At 65.7% G+C, this 12,792-nt stretch carries 13 protein-coding genes; 6 read left to right on the top strand and 7 right to left on the bottom strand.

The window, feature by feature from the left end:
• Positions 1–87 precede the first annotated feature (87 nt).
• Positions 88–963, top strand: a complete 876-nt coding sequence (locus J3U95_RS16110; protein ID WP_229519878.1) for a DUF72 domain-containing protein — start codon at positions 88–90, stop codon at positions 961–963.
• Positions 964–973: 10 nt separating this feature from the next.
• Here the strand turns inward: J3U95_RS16110 and J3U95_RS16105 are convergent, their stop codons facing one another.
• Genes J3U95_RS16105 through J3U95_RS16095 form a run of 3 tightly spaced genes read right to left on the bottom strand, consistent with a single transcriptional unit; the run spans position 974 to position 3,380 of the window.
• Entirely contained in the window at positions 974–1,228 is a 255-nt protein-coding gene (locus J3U95_RS16105) for a hypothetical protein (RefSeq protein ID WP_208279691.1), read from the bottom strand.
• 3 nt (positions 1,229–1,231) lie between these two features.
• On the bottom strand, positions 1,232–3,112 hold the full coding sequence (gene feoB / locus J3U95_RS16100; RefSeq protein ID WP_208279689.1) for a ferrous iron transporter B: 1,881 nt from the start codon (positions 3,110–3,112) through the stop codon (positions 1,232–1,234).
• Between the two features lie 4 nt (positions 3,113–3,116).
• Complete coding sequence (locus tag J3U95_RS16095) at positions 3,117–3,380, bottom strand: FeoA family protein (protein ID WP_208279687.1); 264 nt, start codon at positions 3,378–3,380, stop codon at positions 3,117–3,119.
• A gap of 236 nt (positions 3,381–3,616) precedes the next feature.
• On the opposite strand from J3U95_RS16095, the gene J3U95_RS16090 reads away from it, so the two are divergent.
• The 3 genes from J3U95_RS16090 (at position 3,617) to J3U95_RS16080 (ending at position 5,982) form a co-directional block, all read left to right on the top strand.
• Positions 3,617–3,826, top strand: coding sequence for a (2Fe-2S)-binding protein (locus J3U95_RS16090; RefSeq protein ID WP_123071745.1), 210 nt, complete (start codon positions 3,617–3,619; stop codon positions 3,824–3,826).
• Positions 3,827–3,946: 120 nt separating this feature from the next.
• Complete coding sequence (locus J3U95_RS16085) at positions 3,947–4,612, top strand: response regulator (RefSeq protein WP_208279685.1); 666 nt, start codon at positions 3,947–3,949, stop codon at positions 4,610–4,612.
• Complete coding sequence (locus J3U95_RS16080; protein ID WP_208279683.1) at positions 4,609–5,982, top strand: ATP-binding protein; 1,374 nt, start codon at positions 4,609–4,611, stop codon at positions 5,980–5,982. The genes J3U95_RS16085 and J3U95_RS16080 overlap by 4 nt, the downstream gene beginning before the upstream one ends.
• Here the strand turns inward: J3U95_RS16080 and J3U95_RS16075 are convergent.
• Complete coding sequence (locus tag J3U95_RS16075) at positions 5,954–6,751, bottom strand: MipA/OmpV family protein (protein ID WP_208279681.1); 798 nt, start codon at positions 6,749–6,751, stop codon at positions 5,954–5,956. The two genes, J3U95_RS16080 and J3U95_RS16075, sit on opposite strands and share 29 nt — an antisense overlap.
• Before the next feature lie 366 nt (positions 6,752–7,117).
• On the opposite strand from J3U95_RS16075, the gene bfr reads away from it, so the two are divergent.
• The gene (gene bfr, locus J3U95_RS16070; RefSeq protein ID WP_109346016.1) at positions 7,118–7,588 is read left to right on the top strand and encodes a bacterioferritin; all 471 of its coding nucleotides are present in this window, start codon (positions 7,118–7,120) and stop codon (positions 7,586–7,588) included.
• Between the two features lie 100 nt (positions 7,589–7,688).
• Here the strand turns inward: bfr and J3U95_RS16065 are convergent, their stop codons facing one another.
• Both J3U95_RS16065 and J3U95_RS16060 read right to left on the bottom strand, forming a co-directional pair.
• Complete coding sequence (locus J3U95_RS16065) at positions 7,689–8,615, bottom strand: PfkB family carbohydrate kinase (RefSeq protein WP_229519877.1); 927 nt, start codon at positions 8,613–8,615, stop codon at positions 7,689–7,691.
• Positions 8,616–8,629: 14 nt separating this feature from the next.
• Positions 8,630–9,244, bottom strand: a complete 615-nt coding sequence (locus tag J3U95_RS16060; RefSeq protein ID WP_005664763.1) for a glutathione S-transferase C-terminal domain-containing protein — start codon at positions 9,242–9,244, stop codon at positions 8,630–8,632.
• A gap of 157 nt (positions 9,245–9,401) precedes the next feature.
• Between J3U95_RS16060 and purB the strand changes: the two genes are divergently transcribed.
• Positions 9,402–10,781 (top strand): adenylosuccinate lyase, encoded by a 1,380-nt coding sequence (purB, locus tag J3U95_RS16055; protein WP_208279677.1) that lies wholly within the window; start codon positions 9,402–9,404, stop codon positions 10,779–10,781.
• An 81-nt stretch (positions 10,782–10,862) separates the two neighbouring features.
• Here the strand turns inward: purB and J3U95_RS16050 are convergent, their stop codons facing one another.
• Positions 10,863–12,779: a TOL_0244 family TonB-dependent receptor gene (locus J3U95_RS16050; protein WP_229519876.1), complete on the bottom strand. Its 1,917-nt coding sequence runs from the start codon at positions 12,777–12,779 to the stop codon at positions 10,863–10,865.
• Positions 12,780–12,792: the final 13 nt, after the last annotated feature.

The following is a 12,792-nucleotide window of genomic DNA, read 5'->3' as shown; positions in this document are numbered from 1 at the left end:
AAGGGCGCCGCCAGTCCGGCGGCATTGGCGCCGGCTGGGTGCGCCAGCGCACGACCGCGCGCCACCACGCCGTGTATCGTGGCAGGCATGAGCGGATCGACCTATATCGGCATCTCGGGGTGGCGCTACGCGCCGTGGCGCGGCAAGTTCTATCCGCCCGGCCTGGCCCAGCGCCGCGAGCTCGAATACGCGTCCGGCCAGCTGCCCAGCATCGAGATCAACGGCTCGTTCTACGCGCTGCAGCGGCCGGAGAGCTATGCCGGCTGGTACGAGGCCACGCCGCCCGGCTTCGTGTTCGCGGTCAAGGGCAACCGCTTCATCACCCACATGCTGCGCCTGCGCGACGCCGGCAAACCGCTGGCCAATGTGCTGGCCTCGGGCGTGTTCGAGTTGCGCGAGAAACTCGGTCCGATGCTGTGGCAATTCCCGCCCAACTTCGCCTTCGACCCGGAGCGTTTCGAAGCCTTCCTCTCGCTGCTGCCGCACGACACCCACGCCGCCGCCGAACAGGCGAAGGGCCACGAACAACGCATGAAAGACAGGGCGGCGCTCGATCCCGGGACGAAGAAGCGGCCGATGCGGCATGCGGTCGAGATCCGCCACGAAAGCTTCATCGATCCCGCCTTCATCGCCCTGCTGCGCAAGTACAAGGTGGCGCTGGTGGTGGCCGACACGGCCGGAAAATGGCCGCAGATCGAGGACGTGACGGCCGACTTCATGTACCTGCGCCTGCATGGCGACAAGGAACTGTATGCGAGCGGCTACGACGACGAGGCCATCGAAAACTGGGCAAGGAAGATTCGCGCCTGGCGCGATGGGGGACAGCCGGCGGATGCACGGCTGGTGTCGGATAAAGCACCGCGCAAGCGCGGCAAGCGTGACGTCTACTGCTACTTCGACAACGACATCAAGGTGCATGCGCCGTTCGACGCGCAGCGCCTGATCGCGGCGCTGCGGGATTGAAGAGCTAAACTCAGTGCTTCTGGTGCAGCTTGATCACGCGGTGCTTGCCCGGCGGGTCCGGTTGCTTGGGTGCGCAGCCGCTGCCGCAGCTGCCGCCGCCGCAACCGCCGCCGCCCGACTTGTCCAGCCAGCGCGCCAGGACGGACTTGCGGCCGCCCCGGGTCAGGTGCATGAGCAGACGGGCACGCAGGCCGGCCGACATGTATTTCGCGCCCAGGTACAGCGCCGAGAGGGACACGATGACGATGACGGCCAGTTCCTGCATGATTTACGCTCCTGTGATGGCGAGAGTGACGCGATAGACGATGAAGGCCGCCACGTAGGCCAGGCCGAACATATAGCCGGCCATGATCCAGGCGTACTTGCGGCTGCCGGTTTCGCGGGCCACGGTGGCCAGCGTCGGCAGGCAGTGCGGCGCATAGACGTACCAGGCCAGCAGCGCGAGGCCCGTGGCCAGCGACCACGATTGCGCGATCAGCGGGGCCAGGGTGTCGCCGACTTCGTCGCCGCCCGACAGCGCGTACACGGTGCCCAGCGCGCCGACCGCCACTTCGCGCGCGGCCATGCCCGGCACCAGCGCGATCGCGATCTGCCAGTTGAAGCCGATCGGCGCCAGGATCACTTCCAGCGCGCGACCGATCATGCCGGCCACGCTGTAGTAGATCGGCGGATTGGCCGCGCCTTCCGGTGCGCCCGGGAAGCTCGACAGCAGCCAGAGCAGGACCATCATGGTCAGGATCAGGGTGCCGACCCGCATCAGGAAGATCTTGGTGCGTTCCCACAGGCCCGAGGCCAGGGCGCTCAGTTGCGGCCAGTGGTAGGCCGGCAGTTCGAGCATCAGCGCGTGCTGCTTGTAGGTGCTGCGGCGCTTCATGAACCAGGCCACCGCCATCGCCGACAGGATGCCGGCCATGTACAGGATGAACAGCACCACGCCCTGCAGGTTGAGGAAACCGGCCACGGTCTGGTCGGGGATGAAGGCCGCGATCAGGAGCGCATACACCGGCAGGCGCGCCGAGCACGTCATCAGGGGCGCGATCATGATCGTCACCAGGCGGTCGCGCGGATTCTGGATCGTGCGCGCGGCCATCACGCCGGGGATCGCGCAGGCGAACGAGGACAGCAGCGGCAGGAAGGCGCGGCCCGACAGGCCGACGCTGCCCATGATGCGGTCCAGCAGGAAGGCCGCGCGCGGCAGGTAGCCCACGTCTTCGAGCAGCAGGATGAAGAAGAACAGGATCAGGATCTGCGGCAGGAATACCAGCACGCTGCCGACGCCGGCGATGATGCCGTCCACGATCAGGCTGTGCAGGATGCCTTCGCCGAGCAGGTCGCCGACGGCTTCGCCCAGCGCGCCGACGCCGGCTTCGATCAGGTCCATCGGCGTGCCGGCCCAGCTGAACACGGCCTGGAAGATCAGGAACATCAGCGCGGCCAGGATGATCGGGCCAGCGACCGGATGCATCACGACGTTGTCGATCTTCTCGGTCAGGTTGCCGGTGTCCTTCGCGGTGGAGACGGCGGCGGACAGGATGCGGCGCACCTCGCGCTGGGTCTCCTCGACCGGCACCGCGTCGATCGCCGACAGCGGATTGGCCTTGACCGGCGCATCGAAGGCCATGCGATCCAGCTCGGCCAGCAAGGCCTGCTCGCCGCCCGACTGGATGGCGACGGTTTCCACCACCGGCATGCCCAGTTCCTGCGATAGCTTGGCGGTGTCGATCTCGATGCCGCGCTTCTTCGCGACGTCGACCATGTTCAGCGCCAGCACCATCGGCAGGCCGAGGCGTTTGAGTTCCAACACCAGGCGCAGGTTCAAGCGCAGATTGGTCGCGTTGACCACGCACAGCACGACGTCCGGCGCCTGTTCGCCCGCGCGCAGGCCGGCCACCACGTCACGCGTGATGCCTTCGTCAGGGGTTTGCGCATTCAGGCTGTAGGCGCCCGGCAGGTCGAGCACGCGGAAAGCGCGGCCGGCGGGCGACTTGAAGCTGCCCTCCTTGCGCTCGATGGTGACGCCGGCGTAGTTCGCGACCTTCTGGCGCGAGCCGGTGAGACGGTTGAAGAGCGCGGTCTTGCCGCAGTTCGGGTTGCCGAGCAGTGCGACCAGTGGAGTACGAGCAGCCACTTGTTGTTCCATGACTCCCATGCGTTCAATCCGCCTTGATCGAGTTGATCGAGACGAGGGCCGCTTCGAAGCGGCGCAGCGCGAAGGTCGACTCGCCGACCTTGACCGCCAGCGGACCACCCAGCACGCGCTTGAGCACGCGAATACGCTCGCCCGGCACGAAGCCCAGTTCCATCAGGCGGCGCTGGACGTCGATGCCGCCCTGCGCATGCGGCGCCAGCTGGACTACGGTGGCACTCTGGCCCGCTTTCAGCGAGTCGAGTGTGGACAGGGTGGGGGCTAGGGTCATGGCAGCTTCCAGATGGTTGTTGCGCTTATGAGACAGCGACAGGAATGATGCCGACATCATAAACCTAAATGCGAACTATTACTATTTGCAGCTTGTCATTGCCAGATAGAAAAGTACTAAAAATAGTGCAAACAGTTCGCAGAATTCGCTTGCTTTCGCGGCCGAGTTTACAGAAAATAGCAACGCAAATGAGAATGATTCGCATTTTTATAGTGTAATTAGCAAGGGTAGCTCTGATGATCGTCTGCGTCTGCAACAACATCTCCGACCGTGAAATCCGCCAGGCCGTCGATCTGGGCATCTCGTCGATCGCCGAATTGCGCAAGGAACTCGGCGTTGGCACCATGTGCGGCACCTGCGTCAGCTATGCGCGTGAAGTCCTGCATACCCATCTCGACAGCAAGACCACGATTACCGAAGTGCGCCGCCTCCCGCAAGCGGCCTGATACCAGATCCTGCCTCCCCCGCCTCGCCAGGCTGCGAGGCTTTTTTTTTGTCCGGGCGCCTTAAAAAGCCATTAATCCGGCAGCGTTATACTTCCCGCTCCCGGATTCTCCACAGCTCCCATGAACATCCTGCTCGTCGAGGACGACGCCATGCTCGCTGCCGCCATTCGCGAGCGCGCGCGGCAAGAAGGCCTGGTCCTCGACCACGCGGGCGACGCCGAAAGCGCGCGCCTGGCTTTGCTCGACAACGTCTATTCGGTGATCCTGCTCGACCTTGGCCTGCCGGGAGAGTCGGGCCTTTCCCTGCTGCGCGGCCTGCGCGCGGCGTACAACGCGACGCCGGTCATCATCCTGACCGCGCGCGCCCAGATGTCCGAGCGCATCGCCGGCCTGGATGCCGGCGCCGACGACTACCTCGTCAAACCTTTCGAATTCAGCGAGCTGTGGGCGCGCATGCGCGCCGTGACCCGGCGCAGCGAAGGCAAGACGGTGCCGACGCTCACCTGCCGCAACGTGGTGCTGGACGTGGCGCGCCAGGCCGTCACCTGCGACGGCCAGCCGGTGCCCCTGAGCGCCTACGAGTACCGTACCCTGCTCGTCTTCATGGAGCGCCCCGGCCACATCATCGCGCGCAGTCACCTGCAAACGCTGATCTATGGCGCGGACGGCGATGTCGAGAGCAATACGATCGCCGTCTTCATCCATCAGTTGCGGCGCAAACTCGGCGAAGACATCATCGAAACCGTGCACGGCCAGGGCTACCGCCTGGGCAAGGACGTGGCGTGAACTCGATCCGCGCCCGCGTGCGCCGCGTGTTCGGCCTGGCGCTGGCCTTTTGCTGGATCTGCGGCGGCGGCGTGGTTGCCATCTATACGGCCAGCAACGAGCACAGCCTGTGGGACGGCAAGCTGCAATCCTTCGGCACCCGTCTGCTGCTGTCGCTGCCGGCCGAGGAGATCAACGACGGCCCGTTCGGACCCAGCCTGGAGCTGCCGCCCTCGATGCAGCACGATCCCGGAAACTTCGCGATCCAGGTCTGGAGCAACGACCGCCGGCTCGTGATCCGCTCGCCGGCCGCGCCGGCGGCGCCGTTCCAGCCGACCTTCCGCAACGGCTTCGCCAGCCTGGAGGCGGGCGGCCAGACCTGGCGCGTGTACACGATCTCCGACCGCCACAGCCTGGTCTCGGTGCAGGTGGCCAACCTGCAAAGCGCGATCGACCGCGAGATGTATGGCGAGACGCTGACCGCGCTGGCGGCGATGACGGCGGTGCTGGTGCTGGTGGCGCTGCTGCTGCTGCATGCGCTGGACCGTTCGCTGCGTCCCTTGTCCGTGATCGAGCGCGCGCTGTTGCGGCGCAAGAACTTCGACCTGACACCGCTGCCGGTGGCGGCGCTGCCGGTCGAGCTGCGGCCCCTGGTCACCTCGTTCAACCACCTGCTGGTGCAGCTCGACAAGGCCGTGGCGAACGAACGCCGCTTCCTGGGCGACGCAGCCCACGAACTGCGCACGCCGCTGTCGGTGCTGCAAGCCCACGTCGACGTCGCCCTGCATGCGCGCAGCGATGCCGAGCGCGTGGAAGCGCTGCAGATGCTGCAGCAGGGTGTGCGGCGCAGCGCGCGCATGGCCGAGCAGCTGCTCGACGTGGCGCGGCTCGATGCGATGTCATGTTCGATCAGCACCGAAGCGCTCGACCTGGCGGTGGTGGTCGAGCATGTGGTGCATGAATATACCTATCACGCGCAGCGCCTCGGCTGCACGCTCGTCTCCGAGAAGGCGCCGGCGTGGGTAGAGGGCAATCTCGACGAGCTGGGGACCCTGCTGCGCAACCTGCTGGACAATGCGGTGCGCTTTGCGCGCGACGGCGGGCACGTAGCGGTCTCCTGCGGCGTGGGGCCCGAAGGGCCATGGCTGAGCGTGGCCGACGACGGTCCCGGCGTGCCCGAGGCCGAGCGCGCGGCCATCTTCCAGCGCTTCTATCGCTTGCCCGGCAGCCAGGGCCGCGGCAGCGGCATCGGCCTGTCGCTGGTGGCGGCCATCGCCCGCCTGCACGATGCGCGCGTCGAAACCGGGAATGGCTTGGCGGGAAAAGGCTTTGCAGTGCGCGTCGCCTTCCCTGTCCTTGCCGTCAAAACGCGTACAGATACCCCAGCTTGATGCTGCTCTCGGTGGAGCGTTCCACCAGCGGACTGTCCTTGATCTCGCTGCCCAGCGACTTGGCGCTGACGTCGATGAAGAAGTTGTGACGGCGCTGGAAGGCGTAGCCGAAGCGCACGCCGGCCTCGATCGCCTGCGACGAGTCGCCGCTGTAGGCGCTGCGGCCCGCGCGTGCCTCGTTGGCGCGCACGCCATAGTAGTAGTCGACGTAGTCCTTGTCGTACCACTCGGCCCCGATGCGCGGCGTGACGGTGACGGCGCCGCTGCGGAATTCGCGGTTCAGTTCCAGCTTGAAGCGCTTGCCCTCGGCGTCGCCGGTGGCGGCGGTGAATTCGCCGGCCACGCTCATGGCGCCGCTGCGCCAGATCGCGGCGCCGCCCAGCCACACGCCGCCCTTGCGCTCTTCCATGCCGGCGAGATAGGGCGAATCCTCGGCTTCGTAGCCGTCGTTGGCGTAGCGCGCGCGCAGGCGGAACTGCAGCGGGCCATATGAGGGCAGCTTGTAGTCGATGCGCGCGCCGAACACGCTCAGGTGCCTGCTCTCGTACAGCACCAGCGGCAGCGGGTCGACTTCGTCGTCGAAGTCGCGCAGCGGACTTTTATCGAAGCCGGCGCCGAAGCCGAGGCCCCACTGGGAGGTCTTGGGCGAGGCTTCGGCGGCGAGCTGCTCGGGGGCCACGACCTGGGCGGATGCCGGCACGAGGCAGGCAGGAACGACACAGGCCAGCGCCGTGGCCAGGATGCGAAAGGAGTGAAGTGCTTGGTTCATCGATGTCCTCTAACGGTGGGGCGAACCGCCTGTCGCCTATCCTGGCGGCGGGCGTGCCATGGCGCGCCACGGCAGGGAGAACAATGCCAAGCTGCGATTAATAGGTTTTTAACGCGGTTTTTAATGCGGGAAAGAAGCTGGAGATAATGGCCGAAAGCGGTGGAACGAGAAGCGGTCTCATTTCATTTTCGCGGTAGCGAGAAGCGTTATCAACGTGGAGTGAGAACGGTTTTTATTACGTCGCATTTTGTGGCTTTTTCTTCGATTTAATGCGCTTTTTTCGCCAATTTTCTCCCTTTTGAGGGCATATTTCGCCGGAGTGTTTGCTATCATTGAGTCCATTCAAAATCATCAGGGGCACTCCAAATGAAAGGCGATCAAAACGTTCTCCGTCTGCTGAACGCACAGCTGACCAATGAACTCACCGCAATCAACCAGTATTTCCTGCATGCGCGCATGTATCGCCATTGGGGCCTGGAAAAGCTGGGTAAAAAGGAATACGAAGAATCGATCGGCGAAATGAAGCACGCCGATAAGCTGATCGACCGCATCCTGATGCTGGACGGCCTGCCGAACCTGCAGGCGCTGCACAAGCTGATGATCGGCGAATCGACCCAGGAAATGCTGGAATGCGACCTGAAACTCGAACGCGGCGCGCAAGTGACCGTCAAGGAAGGCATCGCCGCCTGCGAAGCGGCCGCCGACTATGTGTCGCGCGACCTGTTCCTGATGATCCTGGAAGACACCGAAGAGCACATCGAGTGGCTGGAAACCCAGCTCGACCTGATCGTCAAGGTCGGCATCCAGAATTACCTGCAGAGCCAGATCGCTTCGTGATGTCATATGGCCGGCGGCGCCGTTTGGCGTTGTCGGCTGATCGCAAGAAATTGGGTTCCCGCCTCCGCAGGAACGACCCATTCAACGCGGCTGGAAGTTATCAGCGCCAGCGCGTCATCCACTTGTCGTAGAACCCCATATCCCTCGGCACCGCGCCGGGAATCGCGCAGATCGCGCCGGCGAATTCGTTCGCGCGCGACAAAGCTGTTTCCAGTGGCCAGCCGCGCATCCGTCCCAGCAGGAAAATCGCCGCAAAGGCGTCGCCCGCCCCCACCGTATCGATCACAAACGGCGGGGCCGGATGGTCGCGCTGGGTCAGGACCCGGCCCTCGCTGTCGAAGTACACCGAGCCGCGGTGGCCCAGGGTGACGATCAGGGCGTCGAGCGAAAACATCCTGAGCAATGCCTGGCACGAGGCATGCACCTCGTCGGCCGCCAGCGGCGGGTCGTCGGGCTTGATCTGGAAGTACCAGCCGAACAGCGCCTGCAATTCTTCTTCGTTGACCTTGACGATGTTCGCCGCCTGCAGCGAGCGGGTGACGCCGCGCTCGTCGTACTGGCCGTCGCGCAGGTTCAGGTCGAGGAAGCGCGTCGCCGTGCCGGCGGCGCCATCCAGTACGGCGCTCAAAGCGCCGCGCGACACCTCGTGGCGCTGGGCCAGCATGCCGAAATAGACGATGCCCGGCGTGACACCTTCCACGCTCGCCACCGCGGCGGCGCGGTCGATGAAGTCGTAGGCCTGGTTCGGCAGGATCGTGAAGCGGTGGCCGCGCGGGCCGCGCTCGACCAGCACGCGGCCGGTTTCTTCCAGCGGGTCGATCTGCAGCCCGGCCTCGCTCATGGCGAAGCGCTCGAACTCGGCGCGCACCAGCTGGCCGCTCTTGTCGTCGCCGATGCGGGTGATGCTGAGCACCGGCGCCATGAAGGCGGCCAGGTGGCGCGCCACGTTGAACGGCGCCCCGCCGACGACCTGCTCGGGCTGAAAATCGTCGACCAGCGCTTCGCCGAACACCACGGCGGTGGACATGCCCGGCACGCCGTTCATGCGAGGAAGGGGACGGTGTCCTTGAACGACTGGCGTTCGGACAGCTTGTCGAACAGGCGGGCCAGGTTCGGATAGTCGCCGCGCCAGTCGATGTCGGGGAAGCGGAAGGCGATCCAGCCCAGGGCGCAGCCGACGGCGACGTCGGCCAGCGAATAGTGGTTGCCGGCGCTGAAAGCCGACTCGCCGAGGCGCTCGGACATCACGCGCAGGCCGGCATGCACCTTGCCCCACTGGCGGGCGATCCACTCGGGGCTTTGCTGGGCCTCTGGGCGCAAGGTGGTTTCCAGGCGCACCAGCACGGCGGCGTCGAGCACGCCGTCGGCCAGGGCTTCCCAGACCTTGACCTCGGCCCGGTCGCGGCCGTTCGGCGGCAGCAGCTTGCAGACCGGGGTGAGCGTGTCGAGGTATTCGGCGATCACGCGCGAGTCGTACAGGGTGCTGCCGTCTTCCATCACCAGGCATGGAACCTTGCCCAGTGGATTCGTCTGCTGGATGGTGGTGTCGGCGGCCCAGACATTCTCCTGGATAAAGGAATAGTCGAGTTTTTTATCCGCCATCACGACACGGACCTTGCGGACGTAGGGGCTGGTGACAGAACCGATGAGTTTCATGGGAGGTCGCAGTTGGGAATTGAAACCCAGTATAGCATCGGGCCCTGCCGCAAAACCTGCGCTGTCGCCGCCCCAACACACTCCCGCACCGCAGCATGCGCAAGGGTTCGCCGCCCGTCCGGTGGTAAAATCCGCGTTTTTGACCGCCACTGCTGCCATGACCTCTACCGCCCTGTCCCCTACCTTGTCGGCCCTGTCCCCGCTCGACGGCCGTTACGCTTCGAAAACCGACAAGCTGCGCCCGATCCTGTCGGAAACGGGTTTCATGCACCACCGCGTGAAGGTCGAGATCGCGTGGCTGCAGGCGCTGTCGCAGGCCGGCTTTGCCGAGATCAAGCCGTTTTCAAGCGAAGCGATCGCTCACCTCGACAAGATGGCCGCCGAATTCGGCGAAAAGGATGCCGCCCGCATCAAGGAAATCGAGGCGGTCACCAACCATGACGTCAAGGCCGTCGAATACTGGCTCAAGGAACAGGTCAAGGACGTGCCGGAGCTGGTCGCGGCCAGCGAGTTCATCCACTTCGCCTGCACCTCGGAAGACATCAACAACACCTCGCACGGCATGATGCTCAAGGCCGCGCGCGACGGCGTGCTGCTGCCGGCCCTGCAGGCCATCATCGCCAAGCTGACCGAGATCGCCCACGCCAACGCGGCGCTGCCGATGCTGTCGCGCACCCACGGCCAGACCGCCAGCCCGACGACGCTGGGCAAGGAATTCGCCAACGTGGTCGCGCGCCTGCAGCGCGCCGTCAAGCGCATCGCCGACGTCGAGATCCTGGGCAAGATGAATGGCGCGGTGGGCAACTACAACGCCCACCTGTCGGCCTATCCGGAATTCGACTGGCCGACCTTCTCGAAGAACGTGATCGAACAACGGCTGGGCTTGACGTTTAATCCGTACACGATCCAGATCGAGCCGCACGACTACATGGCCGAGATGTTCGACGCCATCGCGCGCACCAACACCATCCTGCTCGACCTGAACCGCGACATCTGGACCTACGTCTCGCTGGGCTACTTCAAGCAGAAGCTGAAAGCCGGCGAGATCGGCTCGTCGACCATGCCGCACAAGGTCAACCCGATCGACTTCGAGAACTCGGAAGGCAACCTGGGCCTGGCCAATTCGGTGCTGCGTCACATGGCCGACAAGCTGCCGGTCTCGCGCATGCAGCGCGACCTGACCGATTCGACGGTGCTGCGCAATATCGGCGTCGGCTTCGGCTACGCCCTGCTGGCCTACGACAGCTGCCTGCGCGGCCTGAACAAGCTGGAGGTGAACGCCGCCCGCCTGGAGCAGGACCTGGACGCGAACTGGGAAGTGCTGGCCGAGCCGGTGCAGACCGTGATGCGCCGCTACGGCATCGCCAACCCGTACGAGCAGCTGAAGGAACTCACCCGCGGCAAGGGCATCACCCGCGAAGCGCTGCGCGAGTTCATCGGGACGCTGGCCGTGCCGCAGGAAGCCAAGGACCTGATGCTGGCGATGACGCCGGCGAACTACACCGGCCTGGCGGCCAAGCTGGCAGCCGACATCTAAGCGTTATCCTCCGCACGTCGTTCCTGCCAGTGGCAGGAACGACGTTCAGGGGCCGACAAAAGAACAGCATCTACGCTGCTCTCAATAATCCCACCTTACCTTGACGCCCACCCGGCGCTCGAACTGGGCCCAATACGTGCTGGAGCCAAACTCCACATGCCCGCCATTCAGGTTCTCGCCATACACCGACAAGGCCACGCCCGGCCGCACACGCCAGCCGAAGCGCGCATCGAGCGCCGTGTACGACGCCACCCGTGAGGCCGGCATCTCGCCCACCCGGCGTACTGTGACGTCGATCTCGCGCGCGTCGTCGATGTTGTAGCTCGATCGCAGTTGCGCCGTATGCGAGGGGTCGCGCCGCGCCGTCTGCAGGCGCGCCACGTCGTTGCCGCCGGGCTTGAGGTGCAGGCGCTGGTGCAGCGCGGTCCAGCCGGCCGACAGGCGCCAGCGCGGCATCGGCTGCCAGCTGCCCCAGGCTTCGATGCCGCTGGCACGGCCTTCCATCAGGTTGTCGAACAGCAGATAACTGCCGCTGGGATCGAGTTCTTGCGTGCGCAGGTGATAGTAGTCGTTATGGAACAGCGTGACCGAATACGACAGCGCCGCCGTCGGTTGGCCGCGGTAGCCCAGCTCGATCACGCGCGCCACTTCGCTGCGCACCCTTGGCCCGCCACGCAGGATGTATGGCGGCTGCCCCGGCACCCAGGCGTCGGCGTCCAGCCGCGCCGGCGCGCGCACGGTGCGCGCCGCGGAGGCCCAGAAGGCGTGCTGCGGCGACATGCGCCACGACAGGCGCGCGCTCGGCAGCCACTCGACGCCGGTGTAATGGTTGTACTCGGCGCGTCCACCCAGCGTCAGTCGCCAGGCGTCATCCAGTGCGATCTCGTCCTGCACGAACAGGCTGCCCCAGCGCTGGTTGGTGTCGGCCGGCAGGAAGGCCACGTACTGGGTGTTACCGACGCGGTCGCGCGTCTGGCGGTAGTTGGCGCCCCACATCAGCCCATGGCGGCCGGCGACCGGCAGCGTGTGCTGGAACTGCAGGTCGGCCGTGGTCAGGCGCTCGCTGAACAAGGGCGGCGATTCGCGCACCGTGTGATCGAGGTAGGCCTGGACGGCGACGTCGCCACCGTCCGCGAGCTGGCGCTGCCAGCGCGCGGTCAGGTTGGCGCCGTCGGAGCGCACGCGATCGAGATCAAGGGGACCGCCCGGCACCGCGATTTCTCCCGGCTGCGGCTGGTCGAGCCGCCCCTGGTAGACGTTGCCGGTCACCGAATAACGTTCGCCGCCCTGCTCCCAGTCGGCGCGCACGCCGGCATGGCTGCGCCGGTAGCGGTCGTCGATGCGTCCGCCGCCGACCCGGTCGCTGTTGTCGCGGCGGGTGAATTTGCCGTAGGCGCGCCAGGCCACGCCGCCAGTGCTCGTGCCGCCCTGGCGGAAGGCGGCGCCGCCGCTGCCGTCATTCGCGCCCTGCAGCGCCAGCATGCCGCCCTGGGTGTCGCGCGCCGACCGGGTCGTGATGTTGATGACGCCGTTGACCGCGTTCAAGCCCCACATGACGCCGCCCGGCCCGCTCACCACTTCGATGCGTTCGACGTCTTCGAGCAGCACGTCCTGGGCGTCCCAGAACACGCCCGCGAACAGCGGCGTGTACACCGAACGGCCATCGATCAATACCAGCAGCTTGTTCGACAGCACGCTGCTGCCGCTATTCTGGCCGCGCGCGCTGATCGAATAGGCATAGCCGTTGATGCGCGCCACGTGCAGATTGGGCGCTAGGCGCAGCGCCTCGGGCAGCGAATCGGCGCCGGAGCGGCGGATGTCGTCGGCCGTGATCACGAACACGGCCGCCGGCGCATCCTGCAGGCGCTCGGGCCGCTTCGAGACCGAAGTCACCTGGATATTGGCCAGTTCCTCGATCGAGAGGTCAGCAAGGTCGTCCTGCCCGCCAGGGGCAGCGATGGCTGGCAGGGAGAGCCATACAACTGTGCTCGTAGCCAACAAAATGTGCCGA

The sequence above is a fragment of the Massilia oculi genome (assembly GCF_017582745.1).
In the GTDB taxonomy this organism is placed as follows: domain Bacteria; phylum Pseudomonadota; class Gammaproteobacteria; order Burkholderiales; family Burkholderiaceae_D; genus Telluria; species Telluria oculi_A.
This window is presented reverse-complemented; position numbering and strand designations above follow the sequence as displayed.

Excerpts from the sequence above, each read along its gene's own strand:
- bfr (WP_109346016.1), top strand. The coding sequence starts at position 7,118 with ATGAAAGGCGATCAAAACGTTCTCCGTCTGCTGAACGCACAGCTGACC.
- J3U95_RS16095 (WP_208279687.1), bottom strand. The coding sequence starts at position 3,380 with ATGACCCTAGCCCCCACCCTGTCCACACTCGACTCGCTGAAAGCGGGC.
- feoB (WP_208279689.1), bottom strand. The coding sequence starts at position 3,112 with ATGGGAGTCATGGAACAACAAGTGGCTGCTCGTACTCCACTGGTCGCA.
- purB (WP_208279677.1), top strand. The coding sequence starts at position 9,402 with ATGACCTCTACCGCCCTGTCCCCTACCTTGTCGGCCCTGTCCCCGCTC.
- J3U95_RS16105 (WP_208279691.1), bottom strand. The coding sequence starts at position 1,228 with ATGCAGGAACTGGCCGTCATCGTCATCGTGTCCCTCTCGGCGCTGTAC.
- J3U95_RS16060 (WP_005664763.1), bottom strand. The coding sequence starts at position 9,244 with ATGAAACTCATCGGTTCTGTCACCAGCCCCTACGTCCGCAAGGTCCGT.
- J3U95_RS16075 (WP_208279681.1), bottom strand. The coding sequence starts at position 6,751 with ATGAACCAAGCACTTCACTCCTTTCGCATCCTGGCCACGGCGCTGGCC.
- J3U95_RS16085 (WP_208279685.1), top strand. The coding sequence starts at position 3,947 with ATGAACATCCTGCTCGTCGAGGACGACGCCATGCTCGCTGCCGCCATT.
- J3U95_RS16110 (WP_229519878.1), top strand. The coding sequence starts at position 88 with ATGAGCGGATCGACCTATATCGGCATCTCGGGGTGGCGCTACGCGCCG.
- J3U95_RS16065 (WP_229519877.1), bottom strand. The coding sequence starts at position 8,615 with ATGTCCACCGCCGTGGTGTTCGGCGAAGCGCTGGTCGACGATTTTCAG.
- J3U95_RS16090 (WP_123071745.1), top strand. The coding sequence starts at position 3,617 with ATGATCGTCTGCGTCTGCAACAACATCTCCGACCGTGAAATCCGCCAG.